Source organism: Mesorhizobium sp. BR1-1-15 (assembly GCF_020165475.1).
Classification (GTDB): domain Bacteria; phylum Pseudomonadota; class Alphaproteobacteria; order Rhizobiales; family Rhizobiaceae; genus Mesorhizobium.
Genome location: NZ_JAIUIF010000010.1, coordinates 56,900 through 76,506, shown reverse-complemented (window position 1 = coordinate 76,506; position 19,607 = coordinate 56,900). Strand labels below are relative to the sequence as shown.

The window sequence follows — 19,607 nt, the reverse complement described above, 5'->3', positions numbered from 1 at the left end:
CCCGTGGGCAATCGCATTTCCCGTGAAAATCCTGACGGATCGATTTTAAGGAAAGGTTGCGTCGGGTATCGGCGATGCCGCCGGCCGGCAAACATTTGCCGGCATGATTAAGGATCGGTATGCGCGGGATGCAGCAGCGGGCGTCGCGCTACCAGCGCACGGAAAACCGGCCGCCGAGCGCGCCGAGCAGCGCCAGCGCGGCGATCGCGATCGTATACCAGGTGGCGACGAAAAGCGGCGAATCATCAAAGCAATGCGCGGCATAGAAGGTTGCCGCCAGCCCGCCGGCGAGCAGGCCCGCGGCCGTGCCGGCCAGCACCGGCCGTGTCGGCGCGCCATAGCGCAGCATCCACAGGAAGATGGCAAGCGGGCCGATGCCGATCAGCGGGATGAGCCCCATGCAGACCATCATGTTGGAACCGACGAGACGCCTGCCCCAGTCGGCCTCGGGCACGGTGTAAAGCTCCAGCACCACGGCCACTGCCACGAGCACGGGCGCAGCCGCCATCCAGGCCGCCGCCTTGCCTGTCGATGCTCCCGGTGTCGACAATGCCCTGACGAAGGCGAAGGCGCTGGCGGCGAGCACGATGGTGAACAGGAACTTCGAAAGAAAGCGCATCGTATGTGCGGCAGCCATGAAGTCGGGGCGCGGACCGATCGTCATCATGAAAACCGCGCCCGCGATCACGGCGGCCACGCCGGCAGCCAGCCACCAGGCCGAGCGCAGCGGCATCGCCTTGCTGCGGGCGTCGGCATCAAGCGCCTTGATGAGATCCTCGGTCCTCATGTCATTCCCGCCCAAACCGCCCCTGCCCGAACCGCTTGGCAATGGCTGCAAGTCCGCGATGCAAGGAAACCCGCACCGCTGTTTCGCTGATGCCGAACTTGGCTGCCGTGTCGCCGATCGAGCGCCCCTCCACCGACACGGACGACACCACGGAGCGCTGTGCCGGCGGCAGGCCGTCGAGCGCCCGGCTGATGTCGCGTTCGCTGACGGTTTCCGTTTCCGGCTCGGCGAAGGTTTCGGCAATATCGTCGACATCGATCTCGATGCGCCGTCCGCGCCGCCGGAACGCGTCGATCAGCTTGAAGCGCGCGATGGCATAGACCCAGGGCAGCACAGGTGCGTCCTGGCGCCAAGTGTGCCGTTTCACATGAATGGCCAGCAAGGTTTCCTGCACGACATCCTCGGGATCGACCCCGCCTTTGACGATCTTGCGCCTGGCAAAACCGCGAACCAGAGCGGCCGTCCGGTGCAGAAAGTCGGCATAGGCCCTTTCATCTCCCGCGATCGCGGCTCGCATCAGCCGGGAAAGCTCGGCCTCGTCCTTGCCGCTCACAAGAGTTCACTCCCCGATCTTCGCGCCTCGGCGCTGATTTGTTACGTGGCCGGCGAAATAATGTCCAAGGCAAACTACCGGCAAGTCACGAAAGATTGCGGGCGAACGCGAACTTGGGCTCGTCGACGGCGACTGTGTCCTGGACCGTCGGTCGCGCGCGGCCATCACGCGGAATTGTCCGCCTGGCATGGGCCTGTGCCGCCAGCGGCCGATTGAAGCAGGCCAAAAATGTTGACTACACCTGTCATGTATCGATAGGTGCTGCGTGCCAGTTCAACGAGATCGAGGACGACGCCCATGAAATACGCTCTTTCCACCCTTGCCGGCGCCGCGGCGGTGGCGGTCAGCCTGATCGCTGGCCAGGCGATGGCTGAGGATACAGGCATCATCGTCTACAATGCCCAGCACGAGAGCCTCGCCAAGGAATGGGCCGACGGCTTCACCAAGGAAACCGGTATCAAGGTCACGCTGCGCAATGGCGGCGACAGCGATTTCTCCAACCAGATCGTCGCGGAGGGCACCGCCTCGCCCGCCGACGTGTTCCTGACCGAGAATTCGCCGGCCATGGTGCTGGTCGAGAATGCCGGCCTGTTCGCGCCGGTCGACGCCGACACACTGGCGCAGGTTCCGCAGGATTATCAGGCAGCGAGCGGCAAATGGGTCGGCGTTGCCGCCCGCAGCACCGTCTTTGCCTACAATACCACCAAGCTCAAGGCCGACCAGTTGCCCAAGTCGCTGCTCGACCTTGCCGATCCGAGCTGGAAAGGCCGGTGGGCCGCCTCGCCGTCGGGCGCCGATTTCCAGGCTATCGTCAGCGCGCTGCTGCAGCTCAAGGGCGAAGCCGCGACAGCGGACTGGCTGAAGGCGATGAAGCAGAATTTCACCGCCTATAAGGGCAACAGCACCGTGATGAAAGCGGTCAACGCCGGCGAGATCGAAGGCGGCGTGATCTATCACTACTACTACTTCGGCGATCAGGCCAAGACCGGCGAAAACAGCAAGAACGTAGCGCTGCATTATTTCAAGAACCAGGATCCGGGCGCCTTCGTCTCGACCTCCGGCGGTGGCGTGCTGGCTTCGAGCAAGCATCCCAAGGAAGCCCAGGCTTTCCTGAAGTGGGTGACCGGCAAGGGCGGCCAGGACGTGCTGAAGAACGGAACGTCCTTCGAATACGCGGTCGGCAAGGGCGCAGAGTCCAATCCGAAGCTGGTGCCGCTGGCCGACCTGCAGGCGCCGAAGATCGATGCCGCGACGCTGAACTCCAAGAAAGCCACCGACCTGATGACGGCGGCCGGCTTGCTTTAGTTGCCGTTCGTCCTAATAAGGACACCGGCCGTGCTCCCGCGGGAATTCCGCGGGAGCGTTTTGTTTTTTCGAGATGGCATTCGTCGATGACGACACGCTGTATTCCCGACCATGATCGTGGTCTTTCGATTGCCGCCGCCGGGCGGCAAGGGCGCGAAGTCTGAGCCGATGCAGTTCGCGGCCGACATTGCAACCCCGGGCCTGCCGCCGAGGACGCGCCGCAGGGCGCGCCAGCGCGCTGCGTCATGGATCGTTGCCGCCGCTATCTTCGTTTCGCTGCTGGCCCTGCTGCCGCTTGCCTTCATCGTCTGGGTCGCCGTGCAGACCGGTTGGGAAACCGTCTCGGCGCTGGTTTTCCGGCCGCGTGTCGGCGAGCTTCTGGCCAACACCGTCCTGCTTGTCGCGCTCGCCGTGCCGATCGCCATCATCCTGTCGGTGGCGCTGGCCTGGCTGACCGAACGCAGCGACCTGCCCGGCGCCCGGCTGTGGGCCTGGCTATGCGTGGCGCCGCTCGCCATTCCCGCCTTCGTGCACAGCTATGCCTGGATCACCATGGTGCCCGGGCTACATGGCTTGTGGGCCGGCGTGCTTGTCTCTGTCATAGCGTATTTCCCGTTCCTTTACCTGCCGGTATCGGCGGCCCTGCGCCGGCTCGATCCGGCGCTCGAAGACGCCGCGGCCGCACTCGGCCTTGGTCCCTGGCGTGTGTTCTGGCGCGTCGTGCTGCCGCAGCTCAGGCTTGCCATCTGTGGCGGCGCATTGCTGGTCGGCCTGCACCTGTTGGCCGAATACGGCCTTTACGTCTTCATCCGCTTCGACACCTTCACCACGGCGATCGTCGACCAGTTCCAATCGACCTTCAACGGGCCGGCCGCGAATATGCTGGCCGGCGTGCTGGTGAGCTGCTGCTTCGTGCTGCTCGGGCTGGAGGTGCTGGTGCGCGGGGAAGAGCGCTATGCCCGCGTCGGTTCGGGCGCCGCGCGCCACCAACAGCGCGCGCCGCTCGGCCGGGCGACCGTGCCTTGCCTGCTGCTGCTTGCCGCCACCACGCTTCTGGCGCTCGGCGTACCGTTCGTCACCATCGGACGCTGGCTTGCCGCCGGCGGCGCCGAGGTCTGGCGGCTCGACGAGATCGGCCTGGCGCTCGGCCAGACGTTGTTCCTGGCGCTCGCCGGCGCGCTGCTCGCCACCGTCGCCGCCATGCCGATGGCCTGGATCTCGATCCGCGCGCCGGGGCCTCTGCAGCGCTTGCTGGAGGGCTGCAACTACATCGTCGGATCGCTGCCCGGGGTCGTGATCGCACTGGCGCTGGTCACCATCACCGTGCGCATCGCCCTGCCGCTCTATCAGACCCTGTTCACCATCCTGGTTGCCTATGCCTTGATGTTCCTGCCCCGCGCCCTGATCAGCCTGCGGGCGTCGATCGCGCAGGCGCCGGTCGAGCTCGAGCGCGCCGCGTCCAGCCTCGGGCGGTCGCCGCTCCATGCATTGTGGTCGACGACGATCCGCCTGTCGGCGCCGGGTGCCGCCGCCGGCATGGCGCTGGTGGCGCTCGGCATCATGAACGAGCTGACCGCGACCCAGATGCTGGCGCCGAACGGCACCCGCACGCTGGCAATGGCATTCTGGTCCTACAGCGGCGAGATCGACTACGCTTCGGCGGCACCTTACGCCTTCATCATGGTGGCGATGTCGCTGCCCCTGACCTGGCTGCTCTATGTCCAGTCAAAACGGATGGCTGGACGATGAGCTTTCTCGAACTCAGGGGCTTGCACAAGCATTACGGCCCGGTCGCGGCGCTTGCCGGCATCGATCTCGACATCGCCAGCGGCAGCCGCACGGCCATCGTCGGGCCGTCCGGCTGCGGCAAGACCACCTTGCTGCGGCTGATCGCCGGTTTCGAGGCGCCCGACCAGGGCAGCATTGTGCTTGACGGAAAGATGCTGGCCGACAGCAGGGGCGCCGTTCCGGCGCACCGCCGCGGTATTGGCTTGGTTGCACAGGACGGCGCCCTGTTTCCGCACCTGACGATTGGCGACAATATCGGTTTCGGGATGGACCGCAGGCTGGACAAACGCTCCGAACGCATCGTCGAACTGGCCTATATAGTAGGGCTGGACAAGGCGATCCTGAAGCGCCGCCCGCACGAACTCTCCGGCGGTCAGCAGCAACGCGTGGCGCTCGCCCGCGCCATGGCGATGAAGCCGCGGCTGATGCTGCTCGACGAACCGTTCTCGGCGCTCGACACCGGCCTGCGCGCCTCCATGCGCAAGGCCGTGGCGGAACTGCTCGAAGCCGCCGGCATCACCACCATCCTGGTGACGCACGATCAGGCCGAGGCGTTGTCCTTCGCCAGCCAGGTCGCGGTGATGCGCGAGGGCCGGTTCTCGCAGGTCGGCACGCCGCGCGAACTTTATCTCAAGCCGAAGGACAGGATGATTGCCGAGTTCCTTGGCGACGCCATCATCCTGCCGGCGAAGATAGCGGGCGGTTTCGCCACGTCGCCGCTTGGCCGCATCGCCGTCGATACGTCGGACAGCCGCGATGTCGCCCGCATCATGTTGCGGCCGGAGCAGATCGGACTGAAGCGGACATCGCGCGAGGGCATGTCGGGCACGCCGGACATGCTTTTTGGCGAGGTAACGGAATCCGAATTCGCCGGCTCGACCTGCACGGTCGCGGTGCGGTTGCTCAACAGCCCCGACCCGCCGGACGCCGCCGCCATCGGCAGCACACCGCTGATCCTGCGCAAGTCCGGCATGGACGCGCCGGCGGTCGGTGAGATCGTCCGGCTCACCGTGTCGGGACAGGCGCATGTATTCGCCTGACCGGCCGACGGTTCGCGGCTCGCTGATCAGCATGCAAGATTGGCGTCAGTCGACCCTCTTTGCAGCCTGATCGAACCAGTGAAGTTTCTCGGCCTTGGCCACGACGCGCAACTGGTCGCCGGGCTTGGCTGTTGCGCGCGCGGCCACACGCACGACGATGCGGTCGCCTCCTGCCGCACAGTGAAGAAAGCTGTCCGCTCCCACCGGCTCGACCGCCTCCACCATTGTCGGCAGCACGAGCGCGCCGGACGGTGCCTCGGCCGCGAAAGTGACATCGGCATCCTCGGGGCGGAAGCCAAGCGTGACGGCATTCGCAGGCGCAAAGTCGCTCGTCTTGCTGCCGGTCAGCGCCGGACCCGAAAGGGACAGAAGATTCATCGGCGGTGCGCCGATGAAAGAGGCGACGAACGTCGAGGCCGGCTTTTCGTAAATGTCGAGTGGCGCGCCCGCCTGCTCGACCAATCCGCCATTCATGACGACAAGGATGTCGGCCAACGTCATCGCTTCCAACTGGTCATGGGTGACGTAGACCGAGGTGACACCGAGCGAGCGCTGCAAGTTCTTGATTTCGACCCGCATCTGGCCGCGCAGCTTGGCATCGAGATTGGAGAGTGGCTCGTCGAACAGGAAGACTTTCGGATTGCGCACGATGGCGCGGCCCATGGCGACGCGCTGGCGTTGACCGCCTGAAAGCTCGCGCGGGCGCCGGTCAAGCAGCGCTGAAAGCTCCAGCACCTTGGCGGTCGAACGAACCCTGCTGTCGATCTCGTCCTTGGGCGTACCGCGATTGCGTAGCCCGTAAGCCATGTTGTCGTAGACTTTCATATGCGGATAGAGCGCATAGTTTTGGAACACCATGGCGATGTCGCGCTCGGTCGGGCCGATCGTGTTGACGATCTTGCCGTCGATAGCGACCGTGCCGGAAGAAATGGTCTCCAGCCCGGCGATCATCCTCAAAAGCGTGGACTTGCCGCAGCCGGACGGCCCGACCAGCACACAGAGTTCCTTGTCGGGAATGGCAATGGAGACGCCCTTCACGGCTTCGACGCCGCCGGCATATACTTTCTTCACGTCCCTCAGATCGACCGTCGCCATCGGCTTCTCACTTTTCGGTGTCGACCAGTCCGCGCACGAACCAGCGCTGCATCAGCACCACAACCAGGATTGGCGGCAAGATTGCCAGGATCGCCGTGACCATGACCAAATGCCATTGGGTGTCGGCATCGGCGAAGGAGACCATCTTCTTCAGTGCGATGACGATGGTGTTCATATCGTTGCTGTTGGTGACCAGCAGCGGCCACAGATACTGCGTCCAGCCGTAGATGAAAAGAATGACGAACAGCGCCGCGATATTGGTGCGCGACAATGGCAACAGGATATCGAAAAAGAACCGCCATGGACCGGCGCCGTCGACGCGCGCCGCCTCGACCAACTCGCCCGGGATGGTCATGAAGAACTGGCGGAACAACAACGTTGCGGTGGCCGAGGCGATCAGCGGGATGATCAGTCCGGCATAAGTGTCGATCATACCGAGGTCGACCATTACCTTGTAGGTCGGCAGGATGCGCACCTCGACGGGAAGCATCAGGGTGATGAAGATCAGCCAGAAGAACGTCATGCGCAGCGGAAAACGGAAGAAGACGATCGCATAGGCCGACAGGATCGAGATGAATATCTTTCCGACCGCGACGCCGAGCGCCATGATCGTGGAGTTGAGGAGCAGCCTGCCGACGCCGAGCCCGCCGATGCGGCCGACGCCGCCGAACAGCGCCTCGCCGTAATTGTTCCAGAACTCGCTGCTCGGCCGGAAAGGCAGTGGCGGCCTAAGGATGGTTTGCAGCGTCTGCGTCGAGGCAACGAAAGTGTAGTAGATCGGGAAGGCCACGATCAGTATGCCGAGGATGAGCACGGCATGTGCAAGGAAAATGCGAAACGGGGATTGACCGATCATCGCGCTCCTCAGCCGTAATGAACCTTCCGTTCCACGTAGCGGAACTGGATGGCGGTGAGCGCGATGACGATGACCATCAGGATGACCGACTGCGCCGCCGAATCGCCGAGGATCAGATTGACGAAGCCGTCATTGTAGACCTTGTAGACCAGTGTCTCGGTGGCCTTGCCCGGCCCGCCGCCGGTGACGGCGTGGACGATGCCGAACGTGTCGAACAGCGCATAGACGGTATTGACGACCAAAAGGAAAAACGTCGTCGGCGCCAAAAGCGGGAAGACGATGGTCCAGAAGCGCTTGGTTTCGCCGGCGCCGTCGATCGCCGCCGCCTCGATCAGCGTTTTCGGCACCGCCTGCAGCCCGGCGACGAAGAACAGGAAATTATAGCTGATCTGCTTCCAGGCGGCCGCCGCCACCAGAAGGATCATGGCGTCGGTGCCGTTGAGCAGCGGATCCCAGGCGACGCCCAAACGTCTCAGCAGATAAGACAGCGAGCCGATCGATGGATTGAACAGGAACAGCCACAGCATGCCTGCAATCGCCGGCGCCACCGCGTAGGGCCAGATCATCAGCGTGCGGTAGAGGCCTTTGCCGCGCACCACCTTTTCCGCCATCACGGCAAGGAGCAGCGCCACGCCCATGGCAACGATCACGGTCGCGAGCGAAAACACCACTGTGACCTTGATCGAGTTGAGATAGGCCGGGTCGGCAAGCACCTTGCGGAAATTGGCAAACCAGACGAACCTGCTCCTCAGCCCGAACGGATCCTGCCTCAGCATCGACTGGTAGAGCGCCTGCCCGGCCGGCCAGTAGAAGAACACCAGCGTGATGGCAAGTTGCGGCGCCACCAGGAGGTATGGCAAGACTTTGTTGGGAAAGACGACGCGCGGGGTCAATGCGCCGCTCCGGCGTGGAAAGCCGAGCGGCACTCTACGGCGCTCACCGCTGCCCTGCCGGGCATCTCCCCCTCTTGGAGGAAGATTGGCAGTTCCTGCGGCAGCTGCCATTCTCCAGCTTTGACAATCGCCGAAAACGGTCGCGACAGCCAGTCTCCCCCCTTCAGGGGGAGATGCCCGGCAGGGCAGAGGGGGGCCTCGTAGAGCAAGGACTATAACTCGATAGGTTCGGACGCGCCCTAATTCCCCAGCGCTTCCTTGATCGCCGCGTTGCCACGCGTGACCGCATTGTCGAGCGCCTGCTGGGCGGTTTCCTGGCCGGCAAGCATCTTTTCGAACTCCTCGTTCTGGATGTCGCGCACCTGCGGCAAGTTCGGCAACCGCACGCCCTTCGAATTGTCGGTCGGCGCCTTGCCCGTCATCTGCAGGATCGGCGTCTCGCGACCGGGATTCTTGTCGTAGAAGCCGGACTTTTTCGTCGCCTCATAGGCGGCGAGCGTCACCGGCAGGTATCCCGATTTCTGGTGCAGATATTCCTGCACATCGGTCTTGGACAGATAGGCGAAGAAAGCCGCGACGCCTTTGTACTCCTCGTCGGACTTGCCGCCGAAGACCCAAAGGCTGGCACCGCCCGGCGTCGTGTTCTGCGGCGCGCCCTTGGCGTCGCTGTCATAGGGCAACTGGCCAATGCCGTAGTTCATGCCCGACTTGACGATGTCGCCTAGGCCGCCCGAGGATTCGGTGAAGATGCCGCATTCGCCGGCGAGGAATATCTGCTTGGCTTCGGAGGTGCGCCCGCCATATTTGAAGGTGCCGTCCTTGGCCAGATCGGCGAGCGCCTGGAAATGTTTGACGAAGATCGGCGAGTTGATCTTGAGTTCGACATCACCGCCGGCCAGGCCATTCTGCTGCGTGGCCCACGGCACATCGTTCCACGCCGCGAAGTTTTCCAGGTGTATCCAGGTCAGCCAGGTCGAGGTGTAGCCGCAAGCGGCGGCGCCGCTCGCCTTGATCTTTTTGGCATCCTCCCACACCTCGTTCCAGGTCTTGGGTGGGTTGTTCACATCGAGCCCCGCCTTCTGGAAGATGTCCTTGTTGTAGTAGAGGATCGGCGAGGAGGAGTTGTAGGGGAAGGACAGCATGGTGCCGTCCGGCGTCGAATAATAACCGACGATGCCTGGCAGATACTGGCTCTTGTCAAAGTCCATCCCGGCGCCGGTCAGCACCTCTGCCACTGGCTTGATCGCGTCCCGGGCCGCCATCATCACGCCGGTGCCGACATCGAACACCTGGATGATGTCAGGCGACTGGCCGGCGCGATAGGCGGCGATGCCGGCATTCAGCGTTTCGGGATAGGTGCCCTTGAAAACCGGAACAATCTGATAGTCGCCCTGGCTGGCGTTGAAATCCTTGGAAATCTTGTCGACGACCTCTGCGTTGGCGCCGGTCATGGCGTGCCACCAGCTGATCTGCGTGACGGCGAAGGCGGAGGTTGTGGAAAGCAGGGTCACGGCGACACCGGCCGCGAAGCCAAAGAACTTCATGTTTCGTCTCCCGTTCTCATTGCTTGTCATTGGCGAAAGGGGCACTCCCGCAATGGCACTATGTGTCGTTCGCGCGCAGCGGACAACGGTTTTGTTGCGGGCAGGCGCACTTCATGTCCGGCTAAAGTAGCGTTCACTTCCGGATGAAAGTGACCCGGAAAAGGATTGCATAGCGGCTTGCTGCTTGAATGATGTACCAGGGACCTGTCTCGAGACGGTCAGCGACCTCACCGACGGACGGCGTCTAACAGCACATGACAACACTGACATGACAACGCTGAAAAAGGCGTCGGTTTAATGCTCGGTCGATGCGTGGAAATTCCCGTCCCGCGCTCAGCCTGACGGATTTGACATCGGCCAATCAGTCTGCTGGCCGGGAATGGGTCTGCCGCCGCTCAGTTCTGCTGCCGCTCGGTTCCAGAAGCGCGCGGCAAGTAGAGATGCAGGCTTGTTCCCTGACCGATTTCGCTATCGATTCGGACATGCCCACCGGATTGCTTGATGAAGCCGTAAACTTGGCTTAGCCCGAGTCCCGTACCCTGCCCTTCCGATTTTGTTGTGAAGAATGGTTCGAAAACGCGCGCCAGGGTGTCCTTGCTCATTCCACAGCCGGTATCGCGTACAGTCACGCGAACAAATGAAGCCGCCGCTGAACGCAAATCCTCCAGATCATTTGGAAAATTGCTGGTCTCAATCGTGAGAGTGCCATTGCCTTTCATTGCATCTCTGGCGTTCACGGCAAGGTTAAGAACGGCGATGTCGAGCTGGTTGGCATCGATAAGGATAGGGTCCAAGGCTGGATCCAGATTGCATTGTACCCGGATGCCGCTCCCCAACGTCCGTTCCAGCAGCGTCGTCAGCCCCTTGATACGTTCATTGAGATCAATCTGTTCCGGGACCAGGGATTGGCGTCGCGAAAAGGCAAGCAGTTGCTGTGTTAGCGCTCCTCCATTTTCGATCCGCCTGAACATCTCCTCGACCAGCAGAGCGACTTTCTCATCCGCAGGATCTTTAGCGATCTGTTTCTCCAGAAGCCGAAGGCCAGACCCGAAAACGGCGAGTAGGTTGTTGAAGTCATGGACAATGCCAGCTGCGAGGCGTCCAATGGCTTCGAGCTTTTGTGACTGGCGTGCGTTTTCTTCTCTTGATCGCTGGGCCGAGACATCGCGCAGGCTGGCAAGCAATGCGGGCCTGCTGTCCCAGGTAACCTCGACCGTACGCATTTCCACTTCTGCCGGCTTGCGGCCGGAACGGTGAACGGTGATCTCGGCGATCTCTCCGGAGACGACCGGACGGCCGAGCGGAACGTGGAGGAGTTCGTCAAGCGGCTGTCCAAAAATTACGGCTGCCGCAGGATTGGCATAGAGCACTGTTCCGTCCAAATCGACCACCAGCATCCCGTCGGCGGTATTTTCGATCAACTGGCGAAAGCTGAGCTGGCTGATGCCAGCCGGAGATGTATCTCCGGGCGATTCCAGCATTTCGGCGGCGTTTTGCGCCGTATTCAAGGCGCTCTTCATGTCGACGTGTTGTCCACGGCGGAGTCGCCGAACACATCAGGCGCGCTGTCAAAGGGCTTTCCAAGATGCATACCGCCACTGTCGATGGTGAAGCGCCGTATCTGTTTGTCGTGTTCGCTGCCGCGCATTTTCAGCACCATCATGCCGCGATGCATGAATTCTTCCTGCTGAATGTAGCGCAACAGAATGATCGAATCGGTGAGTGTGGAAATATGCTGCTCGCTAGCGCTCTGGCCTCCGACAAGCGATTTGTTGGTAGCGGTGCAAAGGCCGGCAATTTCGCGCTTCTTTATGAAGGAGGTGACGCTGATCAAGAACTCACGAAACCCGGTTTCTGGCGCGATGCGTTCCAATGCCGACAAGCTGTCGATTGCCATGCGATCGGGTTTGAACTCCGCCACCAGTTCGCGGATCATCAGAAGGTGATCCGGCAAACTCTGCGCTTCCGGATAAAGGCAGACTACCTTCAGGCGACCATCCGCCTCCATCGCTTCGAAATCGACGCCCCAGCTACGCGCGTTGCGGAAAAGCTGGCCGCGGCTCTCCTCATAGCCGACGAGCAAGGCGCGTTCGCCCGCAGCCACTCCGCCTGCTAGAAAGTTGGTGACAAGTAGAGTCTTTCCGGTGCCTGTGGCTCCACTGACAAGGGTTACGCTGTCGCGAAAGAACCCGCCGCTGCACATTTTGTCGAGTTCGGAATTACCACTGGTGACCCGTTTCGTGCTTGATTGCTGCTCCAGGCGCAACGATGACAGAGGCACAGCTACGATGCCCTGTTCGGCGACCAGCGTTATGGGCACTTCGCCCTCAACGTGACGGCTGCCGCGCATTTTCAGGACTTCTATGGTCCGCCGACGGCGCTCGCGATCAAGGGCATTGCGAAGGATCACGACATTGTCTGCGACGAACTCCTCTATTCGGTGACGGGAGATTTCACCATATTCACTGTTGCGTTCCGCGGTCATAAGGACCGTCAGCCCTTCTTTCTTCAGCGCGGTCGCAATACGTAGAAGTTCGCGGCGCACTGCCGTCTGCTCGGCTACGAAATGATCGAAAAGTTGGGTAACCGAATCGAGCACGATGCGCTTTGCCCCGGCGCTTCGGCTCGCGTGCAGAATGCGGGTCAGAAGACCGGCGAGGTCGAAATCGCCCACAACCACCTGGTCCTGATCGCGCGGGCTCGCATCGACGAAAACAAGCTTGTCCGCCGCTCGCCAGCCGCGGATGTCCCAGCCGAAGCTCGCCATGTTTACCTCGATCTCGGTTGGCGACTCCTCGAAAGTGACGAAGACACCGGCCTCATTGAGACCGGTGATGCCATGCGCCAGGAACTGCGTGGCGAATACGGTCTTGCCGCTACCGGGCGTGCCGCCCACGATGGTGGTGCGTCCGCGCGGCAAGCCACCCATCACCAAGTCGTCAAAAGCCTCGATCCCTGTATTGACGCGTTCAAGAACCGGGTCGATAGAGATCTCATCCGTCGCGGTCATGAATATCATCCTTCTTGCGAAAACCGAAATAGTCCAGAACCTGAGCGATATTGCTGATGTCGCCCACCAGACGGCGCGGGGGATCGGCGGATTCGTCGGAGAGCGTCGGCGTTGCTAGTATCCCTGCTCGCTCCGCCTCATGAGGATGTTCCAGGATATCGAAGATCTGGATTTCAATGGATGCGCTCATCTCCTCGATTATCTTCAGGCGGCTTTCCAGTGCCCGACGAGCACCGGGCGTGTCTCCGGCGATGTAGAGCCGGAGAAGGGGATGGGCCCCTGAAGCGGGCGGTTGTTCCGGGTTCATATCTCACGCTGGTTGCACGGGTTCAGTATCGACGTGCTCTACGCGACACGCCAGCAATTCAACCGCAGGGCTTTGTTGTCCGCCTTGGGCGATCTTCTAGCATTTCGCCTGGAGCCGACGCGCCACAGCTCGCGCTCGATGGGGCCTGGATCAGCACCCCTGTCACTTCTTAGACATTCGCGCTTTGCGCGTCTGCGCACTAGTGGACATTTCTCCGGTTATTGGGATATGGCCGCAAGCGATCGTTCGGAGGAGTGTAAATGGAAGCCCGCGCCCACATAGACTCCGGCATGATCGGCAACAATCTTCTGCGGGCACTCACCGCGGCAGATTGGGCAATCCTCGAGCCTTGGCTGGATGAGTGGTCGGCCCCCACCGGAACACTGCTTTATGAACCTGGTGACACGGTTCGCCATGCATACTTCCCGAGAGGTCCCAGCCTGATTTCCTATCTCGTCGTGCTGAGCGACGGGCGTGCGATCGAGACGGCTCTGGTCGGACGAGAAGGGGCAATTGGCGGAGTTGTCAGCCAAGGCAGGCTCCCAGCTTACGCTCGCGCTGAAGTACAATTGGGAGGTTCGTTCTTCCGCATCGACCTGCTTAACCTTGAAGAGGCGAAGTCCAGGTCGTCGACGCTACGGAATCTGTTCGCGCGGTACGCGGACTGCCTGATGGCGCAGATGTTCCAGTCCGTCGCCTGCAATGCCGCGCATTCGATCGAGCAACGGACAGCGAAATGGCTGCTGGCCGCCATTGATCGGACGGGCACTCCCGATCTGGCGCTGACACAAGAACAGCTCGCCGTAATGCTCGGAGTCGGCCGGAGCTATTTGAGCCGCGTCATACGCGATCTGAAAGAACACGGTCTCATTGAGACCCATCGTGCCCGGATCGTCGTTCGCAAGGTCGACGGCCTGCGGTGGCTTGCTTGCGAGTGCAATGCGGCGGTCAGTCATCACTTCGACGAAGTATTGAAGGGCGTCTATCCCCTGCCGACCAACGGCTCGTCTGGCCGATAGCACAAACGGCTCGCCATATATGTCCTTAAGGTGAGTCCCTGGACGCCGAGGCTTGGACTACTATCTCGGCAAGCCGGCGCCGATCCAGGCATTCGACGAATTGACCGGGTCGGCTCAGGCCGACGCGGATGGGCTGGGCGGGACCGTTGCGTGGTCAGGCCGCGCTTGCGCCCAGCCTTGTCCCAGCCTCTTCAAGACCCGAGCGCGGCCTCGACAAGCCGCTTGGCGTCCGGCCCCGACCACTCGGCCGGGCCGTTCATATGAGCGATCAGGCAGCCTTCGCCGTCGATCAGCATGGTGACGGGCAGGCCGAGCGCCAGGCCGCGCGTCTTGAGCTCGTTGAACAGCGCCATCGTCGAATCCCTGTAATAGCCGAGTGCCTCGACGCCGGTGTCCTTGAGGAACTTCTTCGGCTTCACGTCGTCGCCGGCATCGACGTTGACGGCGACGACCTGGAACGCATCGCTGCCTTTCTCCTTCTGCAAGGTGTCCAGCGCCGGCATTTCGGCGCGGCATGGCGCGCACCATGTCGCCCACAGATTGAGCAGCACCGTCTTGCCGGCACGGTCGGCGATGGTCATCGGCTTGCCGTCCGGGCCGTTGAAGGCGAGGCTCTTCATCGATTGCGGCGGATCGGCTGGCAAGAGCGCCGCGACCTCGCCGGTGGCGGCTGCGGCGATCTTCTTGGCGCGTTCGCTCTTGGCAGCGCAGGCGACATCGTCCTTGCTGTCGCCGACGGCGACTTGCGACGCGGCGTTGTTGCCAGACCGGCTCTCGCTGACATATACCGCGACCGCGCCGGCCAGCGCTCCCGCCACCAGGGCGGCGAGGATCAGGCGCGGGGCCGGGAAAAATCTGTTTCCGTCTGCCATTTTCTCAAAACTGCTCCGAGCACGGGTTTTATAGCCATGAGCGACAAGAAGACCAGCAACCAGATGTGGGGCGGACGATTTGCCTCGGGTCCGGCCGCGATCATGGAAGCGATCAACGCGTCGATCTCGTTCGACCGCAAACTCTATGCGCAGGACATCAGAGGTTCGATCGCCCATAGCGCGATGCTGGCGCAAACGGGCATTATTTCGGCGGCCGATCAAGAGAAAATCGCTCACGGCCTGAACACGATCTTGAAAGAGATCGAGGCGGGCACGTTTGAATTCTCGACCAGGCTGGAAGACATCCACATGAATGTCGAGGCCCGCCTCGCCGAGCTGATCGGTCCGGCCGCCGGCCGGCTGCACACGGCCCGCTCTCGCAACGACCAGGTTGCAGTGGACCTCCGGCTCTGGGTCAAGGACGAGTGCTTTCGCGTCGCCGAGGCCTTGAAGGGTCTCATCAGTGCGTTGCTGGAGCGGGCCGAGCAGCACGCCGCGACGGTGATGCCGGGCTTCACCCATATGCAGGCGGCGCAGCCGGTGACATTCGGCCACCACTGCATGGCCTATGTCGAGATGTTTTCGCGCGACCTGTCGCGGGTGCGCGACGCCATCGAACGCATGGACGAGAGCCCGCTCGGTGCAGCAGCCCTTGCCGGCACCAGCTTTCCGATCGACCGCCACCAGACCGCCAGTGCGCTCGGCTTCCGCGAGCCCATGCGCAATTCGCTGGACAGCGTCTCGGACCGCGATTTCGCGCTGGAATTCCTGGGACTGGCGGCCATATGCGCCACGCATCTGTCGCGGCTGGCGGAAGAAATCATCATCTGGTCAACGCCGCAATTCGGCTTCATCAGGCTGTCGGACAGCTTCTCCACCGGCTCCTCGATCATGCCGCAGAAGAAGAACCCCGACGCCGCCGAACTGGTGCGCGGCAAGACCGGGCGCGTCACCGGCCATCTGGTCGGCCTGCTGACGGTGATGAAGGGCATGCCTTTGACCTATGGCAAGGACATGCAGGAAGACAAGGAATCGGTGTTCGATGCCGCCGAGACGCTCGACCTGATGCTGGCGGCGATGACCGGCATGGTCTCCGATATGACGGTGAACGCGGCGGCGATGAAGAAGGCTGCCGGCTCCGGCCACGCAACCGCGACCGACCTTGCCGACTGGCTGGTGCGCACACTCGGCCTGCCGTTCCGGGAAGCGCATCATGTCACGGGACGGGCGGTGGCGCTGGCCGAAGAGAAGAAGCTGAGCCTGGAGAAGCTTGCGCTGGAAGACTTGCAGTCGATCCACCCCGGCATCACGAAGGACATTTTTTCGGTGCTGGCCGTGCAGAACTCTGTGAAGAGCCGCACCTCCTTCGGCGGCACCGCACCGTCGGAAGTCAGGAAGCAGATCCGCTACTGGAAAAAGCGGCTGGCCAAGGCGTGATGCCGGACATTGCGGCCAGCCATATCCCGGATATTGCAACCGCCAATATCCACGATATTGCAACGGCAATATCCAGGGTGCAATGCGCCGAGAACTCGGCTAAAAGCAGCGGCGGAAAAAAGTTTCGGACGGATGGATCGATGACCGGAAGCAGGATTTTGGTGACACTGACGCTGCTTGCGGCGGTTGCCGCCGTTACGGCTTGCGGCAGAAGGTCCGGTCTCGACACGCCTTACGAGGCGGCCGTGCAGGCGCGCAAGGACGCCGAGAAGGCACACCAACCCGTGCCGCCGGAACCGGAAAAACCGGTCGCGGACAAGAAGTTCATTCTCGACCCGCTGCTCTAGAGCCGGTCAGAGCGGTTTAGAGTGCTAAACCCGCTCCTACCCTGCTCCAACTTTTCGGAACCACTCTCGTGAACCATTTCGACTACCGCGACGGCGTGCTTCATGCCGAGGACGTGGCGATATCGGACATCGCCGCAACCGTCGGCACGCCATTCTACTGCTATTCGACGGCCACGCTGACCAGGCACTACCACGTCTTCGTCCAGGCATTTGCCGGGCTCGATGCACTGGTCTGCTACGCCATGAAGGCGAATTCCAATCAGGCGGTGCTCAAAACCCTGGCCAGGCTCGGCGCCGGAGCCGACGTGGTGTCGGAAGGCGAGTTGCGGCGCGCGCTGGCAGCCGGCATCCCGGCCAGCAAGATCCTGTTCTCCGGCGTCGGCAAGACCGCGCGTGAGATGGACTTTGCGCTGGCAGCCGGCATCCTGTGCTTCAACGTCGAATCCGAGCCCGAACTCGAACTGCTCTCGTCGCGCGCCGTTGCCCTGGGCAAGGTGGCGCCGGTCTCGCTGCGCATCAATCCGGATGTCGACGCCAGGACGCACAAGAAGATCTCGACAGGCAAAGCCGAGAACAAGTTCGGCATCCCATGGCAGAAGGCGCGTCAGGTCTATGCGCGCGCGGCTGAATTGCCGGGCATCAAGGTCACCGGCATCGACACCCATATCGGCAGCCAGATCACCGAGCTGCAACCTTTCGACGATGCCTTCGCGCTTTTGGTGGAACTGGTCGGCGCGCTGCGCGCCGACGGCCATGCCATCGAGCATGTCGATCTCGGCGGCGGTCTCGGCATTCCCTACCGCGTCGACAACAACCCGCCACCGCTCCCCGACGCCTACGCGCAGATCGTCCGCAAGCACGTCACCAAGCTTGGCTTGAAGGTGATGTTCGAGCCGGGCCGGCTGATCGTTGGCAATGCCGGTATCCTCGTCTCGCAAGTGATCTTCGCCAAAGAAGGCGATGCCAAGAATTTCCTCGTCGTCGACGCCGCCATGAACGACCTGATCCGGCCGACGCTCTACGACGCTTTCCACGACATAAGACCGGTGGTGCTGCCGCCCGCCGACGCGCCGCGCATGACGGTCGATATCGTCGGCCCGGTCTGCGAGACCGGCGACTATCTCGGCCTCGACCGCGACCTGCCAAGGCTCAAGTCCGGCGACCTGGTCGCCATCGCCACCGCCGGCGCCTATGGCGCGGTACAGGCGGGCACCTACAACACCCGCCTGCTGGTGCCGGAAGTGCTGGTCGACGGCGATCGTTTCCACGTCGTGCGCCCGCGCCAGACCTATGACGAACTGATCGGGCTGGATTCGATCCCCGACTGGCTTGCATAGAAGCCGCCGAAGGCGGTCCTAGCTATAGCCGGTTCTGGATGAGCGCTCTTGTCTCAGCGATCCTGTCCTCGTCGCGGCGATAGAATGTCCATTGCTTGATGCGCTTGGCCCGTAACAGCCCTGCCTGGGTGAGCACACGCATGTGCTCGCTGAGCGTCGCCTGGGTAATGCCGAGCTTTTCGGCGATCAGCAGCGCACAGACGCCGTCCTCGACCAGATCGCCATCCGCCTGGGCCGGGAAATGCGCGCGCGGATCCTTCAGCCAGTCGAGGATCCGCAGCCTTCGTTCGTTGGCAATCGCCTTGAACACGTCAACCTCTTGCATTTAGGCATTTTGCCAAGTTACTGATTGCTGTCAATCCCAAGGAGATGGCCATGACCAACGGCAACACCATAACGCGCGAACGCATCGCGATGATGGAACCGCGCATCCGTCGCTATGTGCGCCACACGCCGGTGCTGCGCGTCGACATGGCCGACTTCGACCGGCCGCCGCTGGCGGTCGATCTCAAACTCGAATGCCTGCAGCATTCCGGTTCGTTCAAGGCGCGCGGCGCGTTCACCAATCTTCTCGAGCGGCAGGTCCCCGAGGCCGGTGTCGTCGCCGCCTCGGGCGGCAATCATGGCGCGGCGGTGGCGTATGCCGCCATGCGGCTCGGCCATAGGGCGACCATCTTCGTCCCGGAAGTGAGCCCGCCGGCCAAGCTGGAGCGCATTCGCAGCTACGGTGCCGAGCTGGTCGTCGGCGGCGCCCGCTATGCCGAGGCGCTAGCCGCCAGCGAACGTTTTGCCGAGCAAACCGGCGCCTTGCAGATCCACGCTTTCAACCAGGAGGAAACGCTTATCGGGCAAGGCACGCTCGGGCTGGAAATCGAGAACGACCTGCCTCAGATCGACACTTTGCTGGTCGCCGTCGGCGGCGGCGGCCTGATCGGCGGCATCGCCGCCTGGTTCGCCGGCCGTATCCGCATCGTCGCCGTCGAACCGGAGGGCGCGCCGACACTCTATCGCGCCCTCGAGGCCGGCCATCCGGTCGATGCGCCGGCCGAGGGCATCGCCGCCGATTCCCTGGCGCCCAAACGCGTCGGCGAGATGATGTTCCCGATCGCCGAGGCCTTCGTGGAACGCTCCATCCTGGTCAGCGACGACGAGATCGTCGTCGCCCAGAAGGCGCTGTGGGACCGGGTGCGGATCATCTCGGAACCCGGTGGCGCCGCGGCTTTCGGCGCCATCCTGTCCGGCCGCTATGCGCCGGCACCCGGCGAACGGGTCGCCGTCCTGGTCTGCGGCGCGAACGCAAATCCGGCGAAATTCTGATCGCCGCGCCTTTCTCTCCTTCACGTTTTTCAGGAACTGCCTCGCCTTCGCCGCGTTTGCTGGGTATTCTTCGAGTCGTGAGGTTCGGGCCATCCCGCCC

Annotated in this window: 19 protein-coding genes; 8 read left to right on the top strand and 11 right to left on the bottom strand. The window is 62.6% G+C overall.

The window, feature by feature from the left end:
- Positions 1 to 148: 148 nt before the first annotated feature.
- Both LB541_RS18285 and LB541_RS18280 read right to left on the bottom strand, forming a co-directional pair.
- Positions 149 to 787, bottom strand: a complete 639-nt coding sequence (locus LB541_RS18285) for an NrsF family protein (protein WP_140664849.1) — start codon at positions 785 to 787, stop codon at positions 149 to 151.
- A gap of 1 nt (position 788) precedes the next feature.
- Positions 789 to 1,340: a sigma-70 family RNA polymerase sigma factor gene (locus LB541_RS18280; RefSeq protein WP_140500812.1), complete on the bottom strand. Its 552-nt coding sequence runs from the start codon at positions 1,338 to 1,340 to the stop codon at positions 789 to 791.
- A 297-nt stretch (positions 1,341 to 1,637) separates the two neighbouring features.
- Between LB541_RS18280 and LB541_RS18275 the strand changes: the two genes are divergently transcribed.
- From LB541_RS18275 to LB541_RS18265, 3 genes are all read left to right on the top strand, one after another.
- Positions 1,638 to 2,645 (top strand): iron ABC transporter substrate-binding protein, encoded by a 1,008-nt coding sequence (locus LB541_RS18275; protein WP_140525437.1) that lies wholly within the window; start codon positions 1,638 to 1,640, stop codon positions 2,643 to 2,645.
- Positions 2,646 to 2,813: 168 nt separating this feature from the next.
- On the top strand, positions 2,814 to 4,394 hold the full coding sequence (locus LB541_RS18270) for an ABC transporter permease (protein WP_181181925.1): 1,581 nt from the start codon (positions 2,814 to 2,816) through the stop codon (positions 4,392 to 4,394).
- Positions 4,391 to 5,473 carry an ABC transporter ATP-binding protein gene (locus tag LB541_RS18265; RefSeq protein WP_224619244.1) on the top strand — a complete coding sequence of 361 codons (1,083 nt, stop codon included), beginning with the start codon at positions 4,391 to 4,393 and terminating at the stop codon, positions 5,471 to 5,473. The genes LB541_RS18270 and LB541_RS18265 overlap by 4 nt, the downstream gene beginning before the upstream one ends.
- A 45-nt stretch (positions 5,474 to 5,518) precedes the next feature.
- On the opposite strand, the gene LB541_RS18260 is transcribed toward LB541_RS18265, so the two are convergent.
- The 7 genes from LB541_RS18260 to LB541_RS18230 form a co-directional block, all read right to left on the bottom strand.
- A complete protein-coding gene (locus LB541_RS18260) occupies positions 5,519 to 6,568 on the bottom strand; it encodes a sn-glycerol-3-phosphate import ATP-binding protein UgpC (protein ID WP_140500808.1) in 1,050 nt (349 codons plus the stop codon).
- A 7-nt stretch (positions 6,569 to 6,575) separates the two neighbouring features.
- Complete coding sequence (gene ugpE, locus LB541_RS18255; RefSeq protein ID WP_140676326.1) at positions 6,576 to 7,424, bottom strand: sn-glycerol-3-phosphate ABC transporter permease UgpE; 849 nt, start codon at positions 7,422 to 7,424, stop codon at positions 6,576 to 6,578.
- Positions 7,425 to 7,432: 8 nt separating this feature from the next.
- Complete coding sequence (ugpA, locus tag LB541_RS18250; RefSeq protein WP_140513871.1) at positions 7,433 to 8,317, bottom strand: sn-glycerol-3-phosphate ABC transporter permease UgpA; 885 nt, start codon at positions 8,315 to 8,317, stop codon at positions 7,433 to 7,435.
- Positions 8,318 to 8,556: 239 nt separating this feature from the next.
- Positions 8,557 to 9,861 (bottom strand): sn-glycerol-3-phosphate ABC transporter substrate-binding protein UgpB, encoded by a 1,305-nt coding sequence (gene ugpB, locus LB541_RS18245; protein WP_140633277.1) that lies wholly within the window; start codon positions 9,859 to 9,861, stop codon positions 8,557 to 8,559.
- A 395-nt stretch (positions 9,862 to 10,256) separates the two neighbouring features.
- On the bottom strand, positions 10,257 to 11,381 hold the full coding sequence (locus tag LB541_RS18240; protein ID WP_140525435.1) for a two-component system sensor histidine kinase NtrB: 1,125 nt from the start codon (positions 11,379 to 11,381) through the stop codon (positions 10,257 to 10,259).
- Positions 11,378 to 12,871 (bottom strand): circadian clock protein KaiC, encoded by a 1,494-nt coding sequence (gene kaiC, locus LB541_RS18235; RefSeq protein WP_140500803.1) that lies wholly within the window; start codon positions 12,869 to 12,871, stop codon positions 11,378 to 11,380. Before kaiC ends, LB541_RS18240 begins: the two co-directional genes overlap by 4 nt.
- The gene (locus LB541_RS18230) at positions 12,855 to 13,178 is read right to left on the bottom strand and encodes a circadian clock KaiB family protein (RefSeq protein WP_140500802.1); all 324 of its coding nucleotides are present in this window, start codon (positions 13,176 to 13,178) and stop codon (positions 12,855 to 12,857) included. The genes kaiC and LB541_RS18230 overlap by 17 nt, the downstream gene beginning before the upstream one ends.
- 260 nt (positions 13,179 to 13,438) lie before the next feature.
- Here LB541_RS18230 and LB541_RS18225 point away from each other — a divergent pair, with 260 nt between their 5' ends.
- Positions 13,439 to 14,197, top strand: coding sequence for a Crp/Fnr family transcriptional regulator (locus tag LB541_RS18225; protein ID WP_140513873.1), 759 nt, complete (start codon positions 13,439 to 13,441; stop codon positions 14,195 to 14,197).
- 191 nt (positions 14,198 to 14,388) lie between these two features.
- Here the strand turns inward: LB541_RS18225 and tlpA are convergent, their stop codons facing one another.
- Complete coding sequence (tlpA, locus tag LB541_RS18220) at positions 14,389 to 15,069, bottom strand: thiol:disulfide interchange protein TlpA (protein ID WP_140513874.1); 681 nt, start codon at positions 15,067 to 15,069, stop codon at positions 14,389 to 14,391.
- A gap of 36 nt (positions 15,070 to 15,105) precedes the next feature.
- Between tlpA and argH the strand changes: the two genes are divergently transcribed.
- From argH to lysA, 3 genes are all read left to right on the top strand, one after another.
- Positions 15,106 to 16,506 (top strand): argininosuccinate lyase, encoded by a 1,401-nt coding sequence (argH, locus tag LB541_RS18215; RefSeq protein WP_140513875.1) that lies wholly within the window; start codon positions 15,106 to 15,108, stop codon positions 16,504 to 16,506.
- Positions 16,507 to 16,646: 140 nt separating this feature from the next.
- The gene (locus LB541_RS18210; protein WP_140500798.1) at positions 16,647 to 16,853 is read left to right on the top strand and encodes a lipoprotein; all 207 of its coding nucleotides are present in this window, start codon (positions 16,647 to 16,649) and stop codon (positions 16,851 to 16,853) included.
- A 68-nt stretch (positions 16,854 to 16,921) separates the two neighbouring features.
- On the top strand, positions 16,922 to 18,190 hold the full coding sequence (gene lysA / locus LB541_RS18205; protein ID WP_140513876.1) for a diaminopimelate decarboxylase: 1,269 nt from the start codon (positions 16,922 to 16,924) through the stop codon (positions 18,188 to 18,190).
- 22 nt (positions 18,191 to 18,212) lie between these two features.
- On the opposite strand, the gene LB541_RS18200 is transcribed toward lysA, so the two are convergent.
- Entirely contained in the window at positions 18,213 to 18,515 is a 303-nt protein-coding gene (locus LB541_RS18200; protein WP_140513877.1) for an ArsR/SmtB family transcription factor, read from the bottom strand.
- 50 nt (positions 18,516 to 18,565) lie between these two features.
- Here LB541_RS18200 and LB541_RS18195 point away from each other — a divergent pair, with 50 nt between their 5' ends.
- Positions 18,566 to 19,507, top strand: a complete 942-nt coding sequence (locus LB541_RS18195; protein ID WP_224619242.1) for a threonine/serine dehydratase — start codon at positions 18,566 to 18,568, stop codon at positions 19,505 to 19,507.
- The last annotated feature ends 100 nt before the right edge of the window (positions 19,508 to 19,607 follow it).

What these genes read in the sequence shown, in the direction of transcription:
- LB541_RS18195 (WP_224619242.1), top strand. Translation starts at nt 18,566, where the DNA reads ATGACCAACGGCAACACCATAACGCGCGAACGCATCGCGATGATGGAA.
- LB541_RS18275 (WP_140525437.1), top strand. Translation starts at nt 1,638, where the DNA reads ATGAAATACGCTCTTTCCACCCTTGCCGGCGCCGCGGCGGTGGCGGTC.
- LB541_RS18200 (WP_140513877.1), bottom strand. Translation starts at nt 18,515, where the DNA reads ATGCAAGAGGTTGACGTGTTCAAGGCGATTGCCAACGAACGAAGGCTG.
- LB541_RS18210 (WP_140500798.1), top strand. Translation starts at nt 16,647, where the DNA reads ATGACCGGAAGCAGGATTTTGGTGACACTGACGCTGCTTGCGGCGGTT.
- LB541_RS18260 (WP_140500808.1), bottom strand. Translation starts at nt 6,568, where the DNA reads ATGGCGACGGTCGATCTGAGGGACGTGAAGAAAGTATATGCCGGCGGC.
- LB541_RS18230 (WP_140500802.1), bottom strand. Translation starts at nt 13,178, where the DNA reads ATGAACCCGGAACAACCGCCCGCTTCAGGGGCCCATCCCCTTCTCCGG.
- LB541_RS18265 (WP_224619244.1), top strand. Translation starts at nt 4,391, where the DNA reads ATGAGCTTTCTCGAACTCAGGGGCTTGCACAAGCATTACGGCCCGGTC.
- kaiC (WP_140500803.1), bottom strand. Translation starts at nt 12,871, where the DNA reads ATGACCGCGACGGATGAGATCTCTATCGACCCGGTTCTTGAACGCGTC.
- LB541_RS18240 (WP_140525435.1), bottom strand. Translation starts at nt 11,381, where the DNA reads ATGAAGAGCGCCTTGAATACGGCGCAAAACGCCGCCGAAATGCTGGAA.
- tlpA (WP_140513874.1), bottom strand. Translation starts at nt 15,069, where the DNA reads ATGGCAGACGGAAACAGATTTTTCCCGGCCCCGCGCCTGATCCTCGCC.
- LB541_RS18270 (WP_181181925.1), top strand. Translation starts at nt 2,814, where the DNA reads ATGCAGTTCGCGGCCGACATTGCAACCCCGGGCCTGCCGCCGAGGACG.
- LB541_RS18285 (WP_140664849.1), bottom strand. Translation starts at nt 787, where the DNA reads ATGAGGACCGAGGATCTCATCAAGGCGCTTGATGCCGACGCCCGCAGC.
- ugpE (WP_140676326.1), bottom strand. Translation starts at nt 7,424, where the DNA reads ATGATCGGTCAATCCCCGTTTCGCATTTTCCTTGCACATGCCGTGCTC.
- LB541_RS18225 (WP_140513873.1), top strand. Translation starts at nt 13,439, where the DNA reads ATGGAAGCCCGCGCCCACATAGACTCCGGCATGATCGGCAACAATCTT.
- ugpB (WP_140633277.1), bottom strand. Translation starts at nt 9,861, where the DNA reads ATGAAGTTCTTTGGCTTCGCGGCCGGTGTCGCCGTGACCCTGCTTTCC.
- argH (WP_140513875.1), top strand. Translation starts at nt 15,106, where the DNA reads ATGAGCGACAAGAAGACCAGCAACCAGATGTGGGGCGGACGATTTGCC.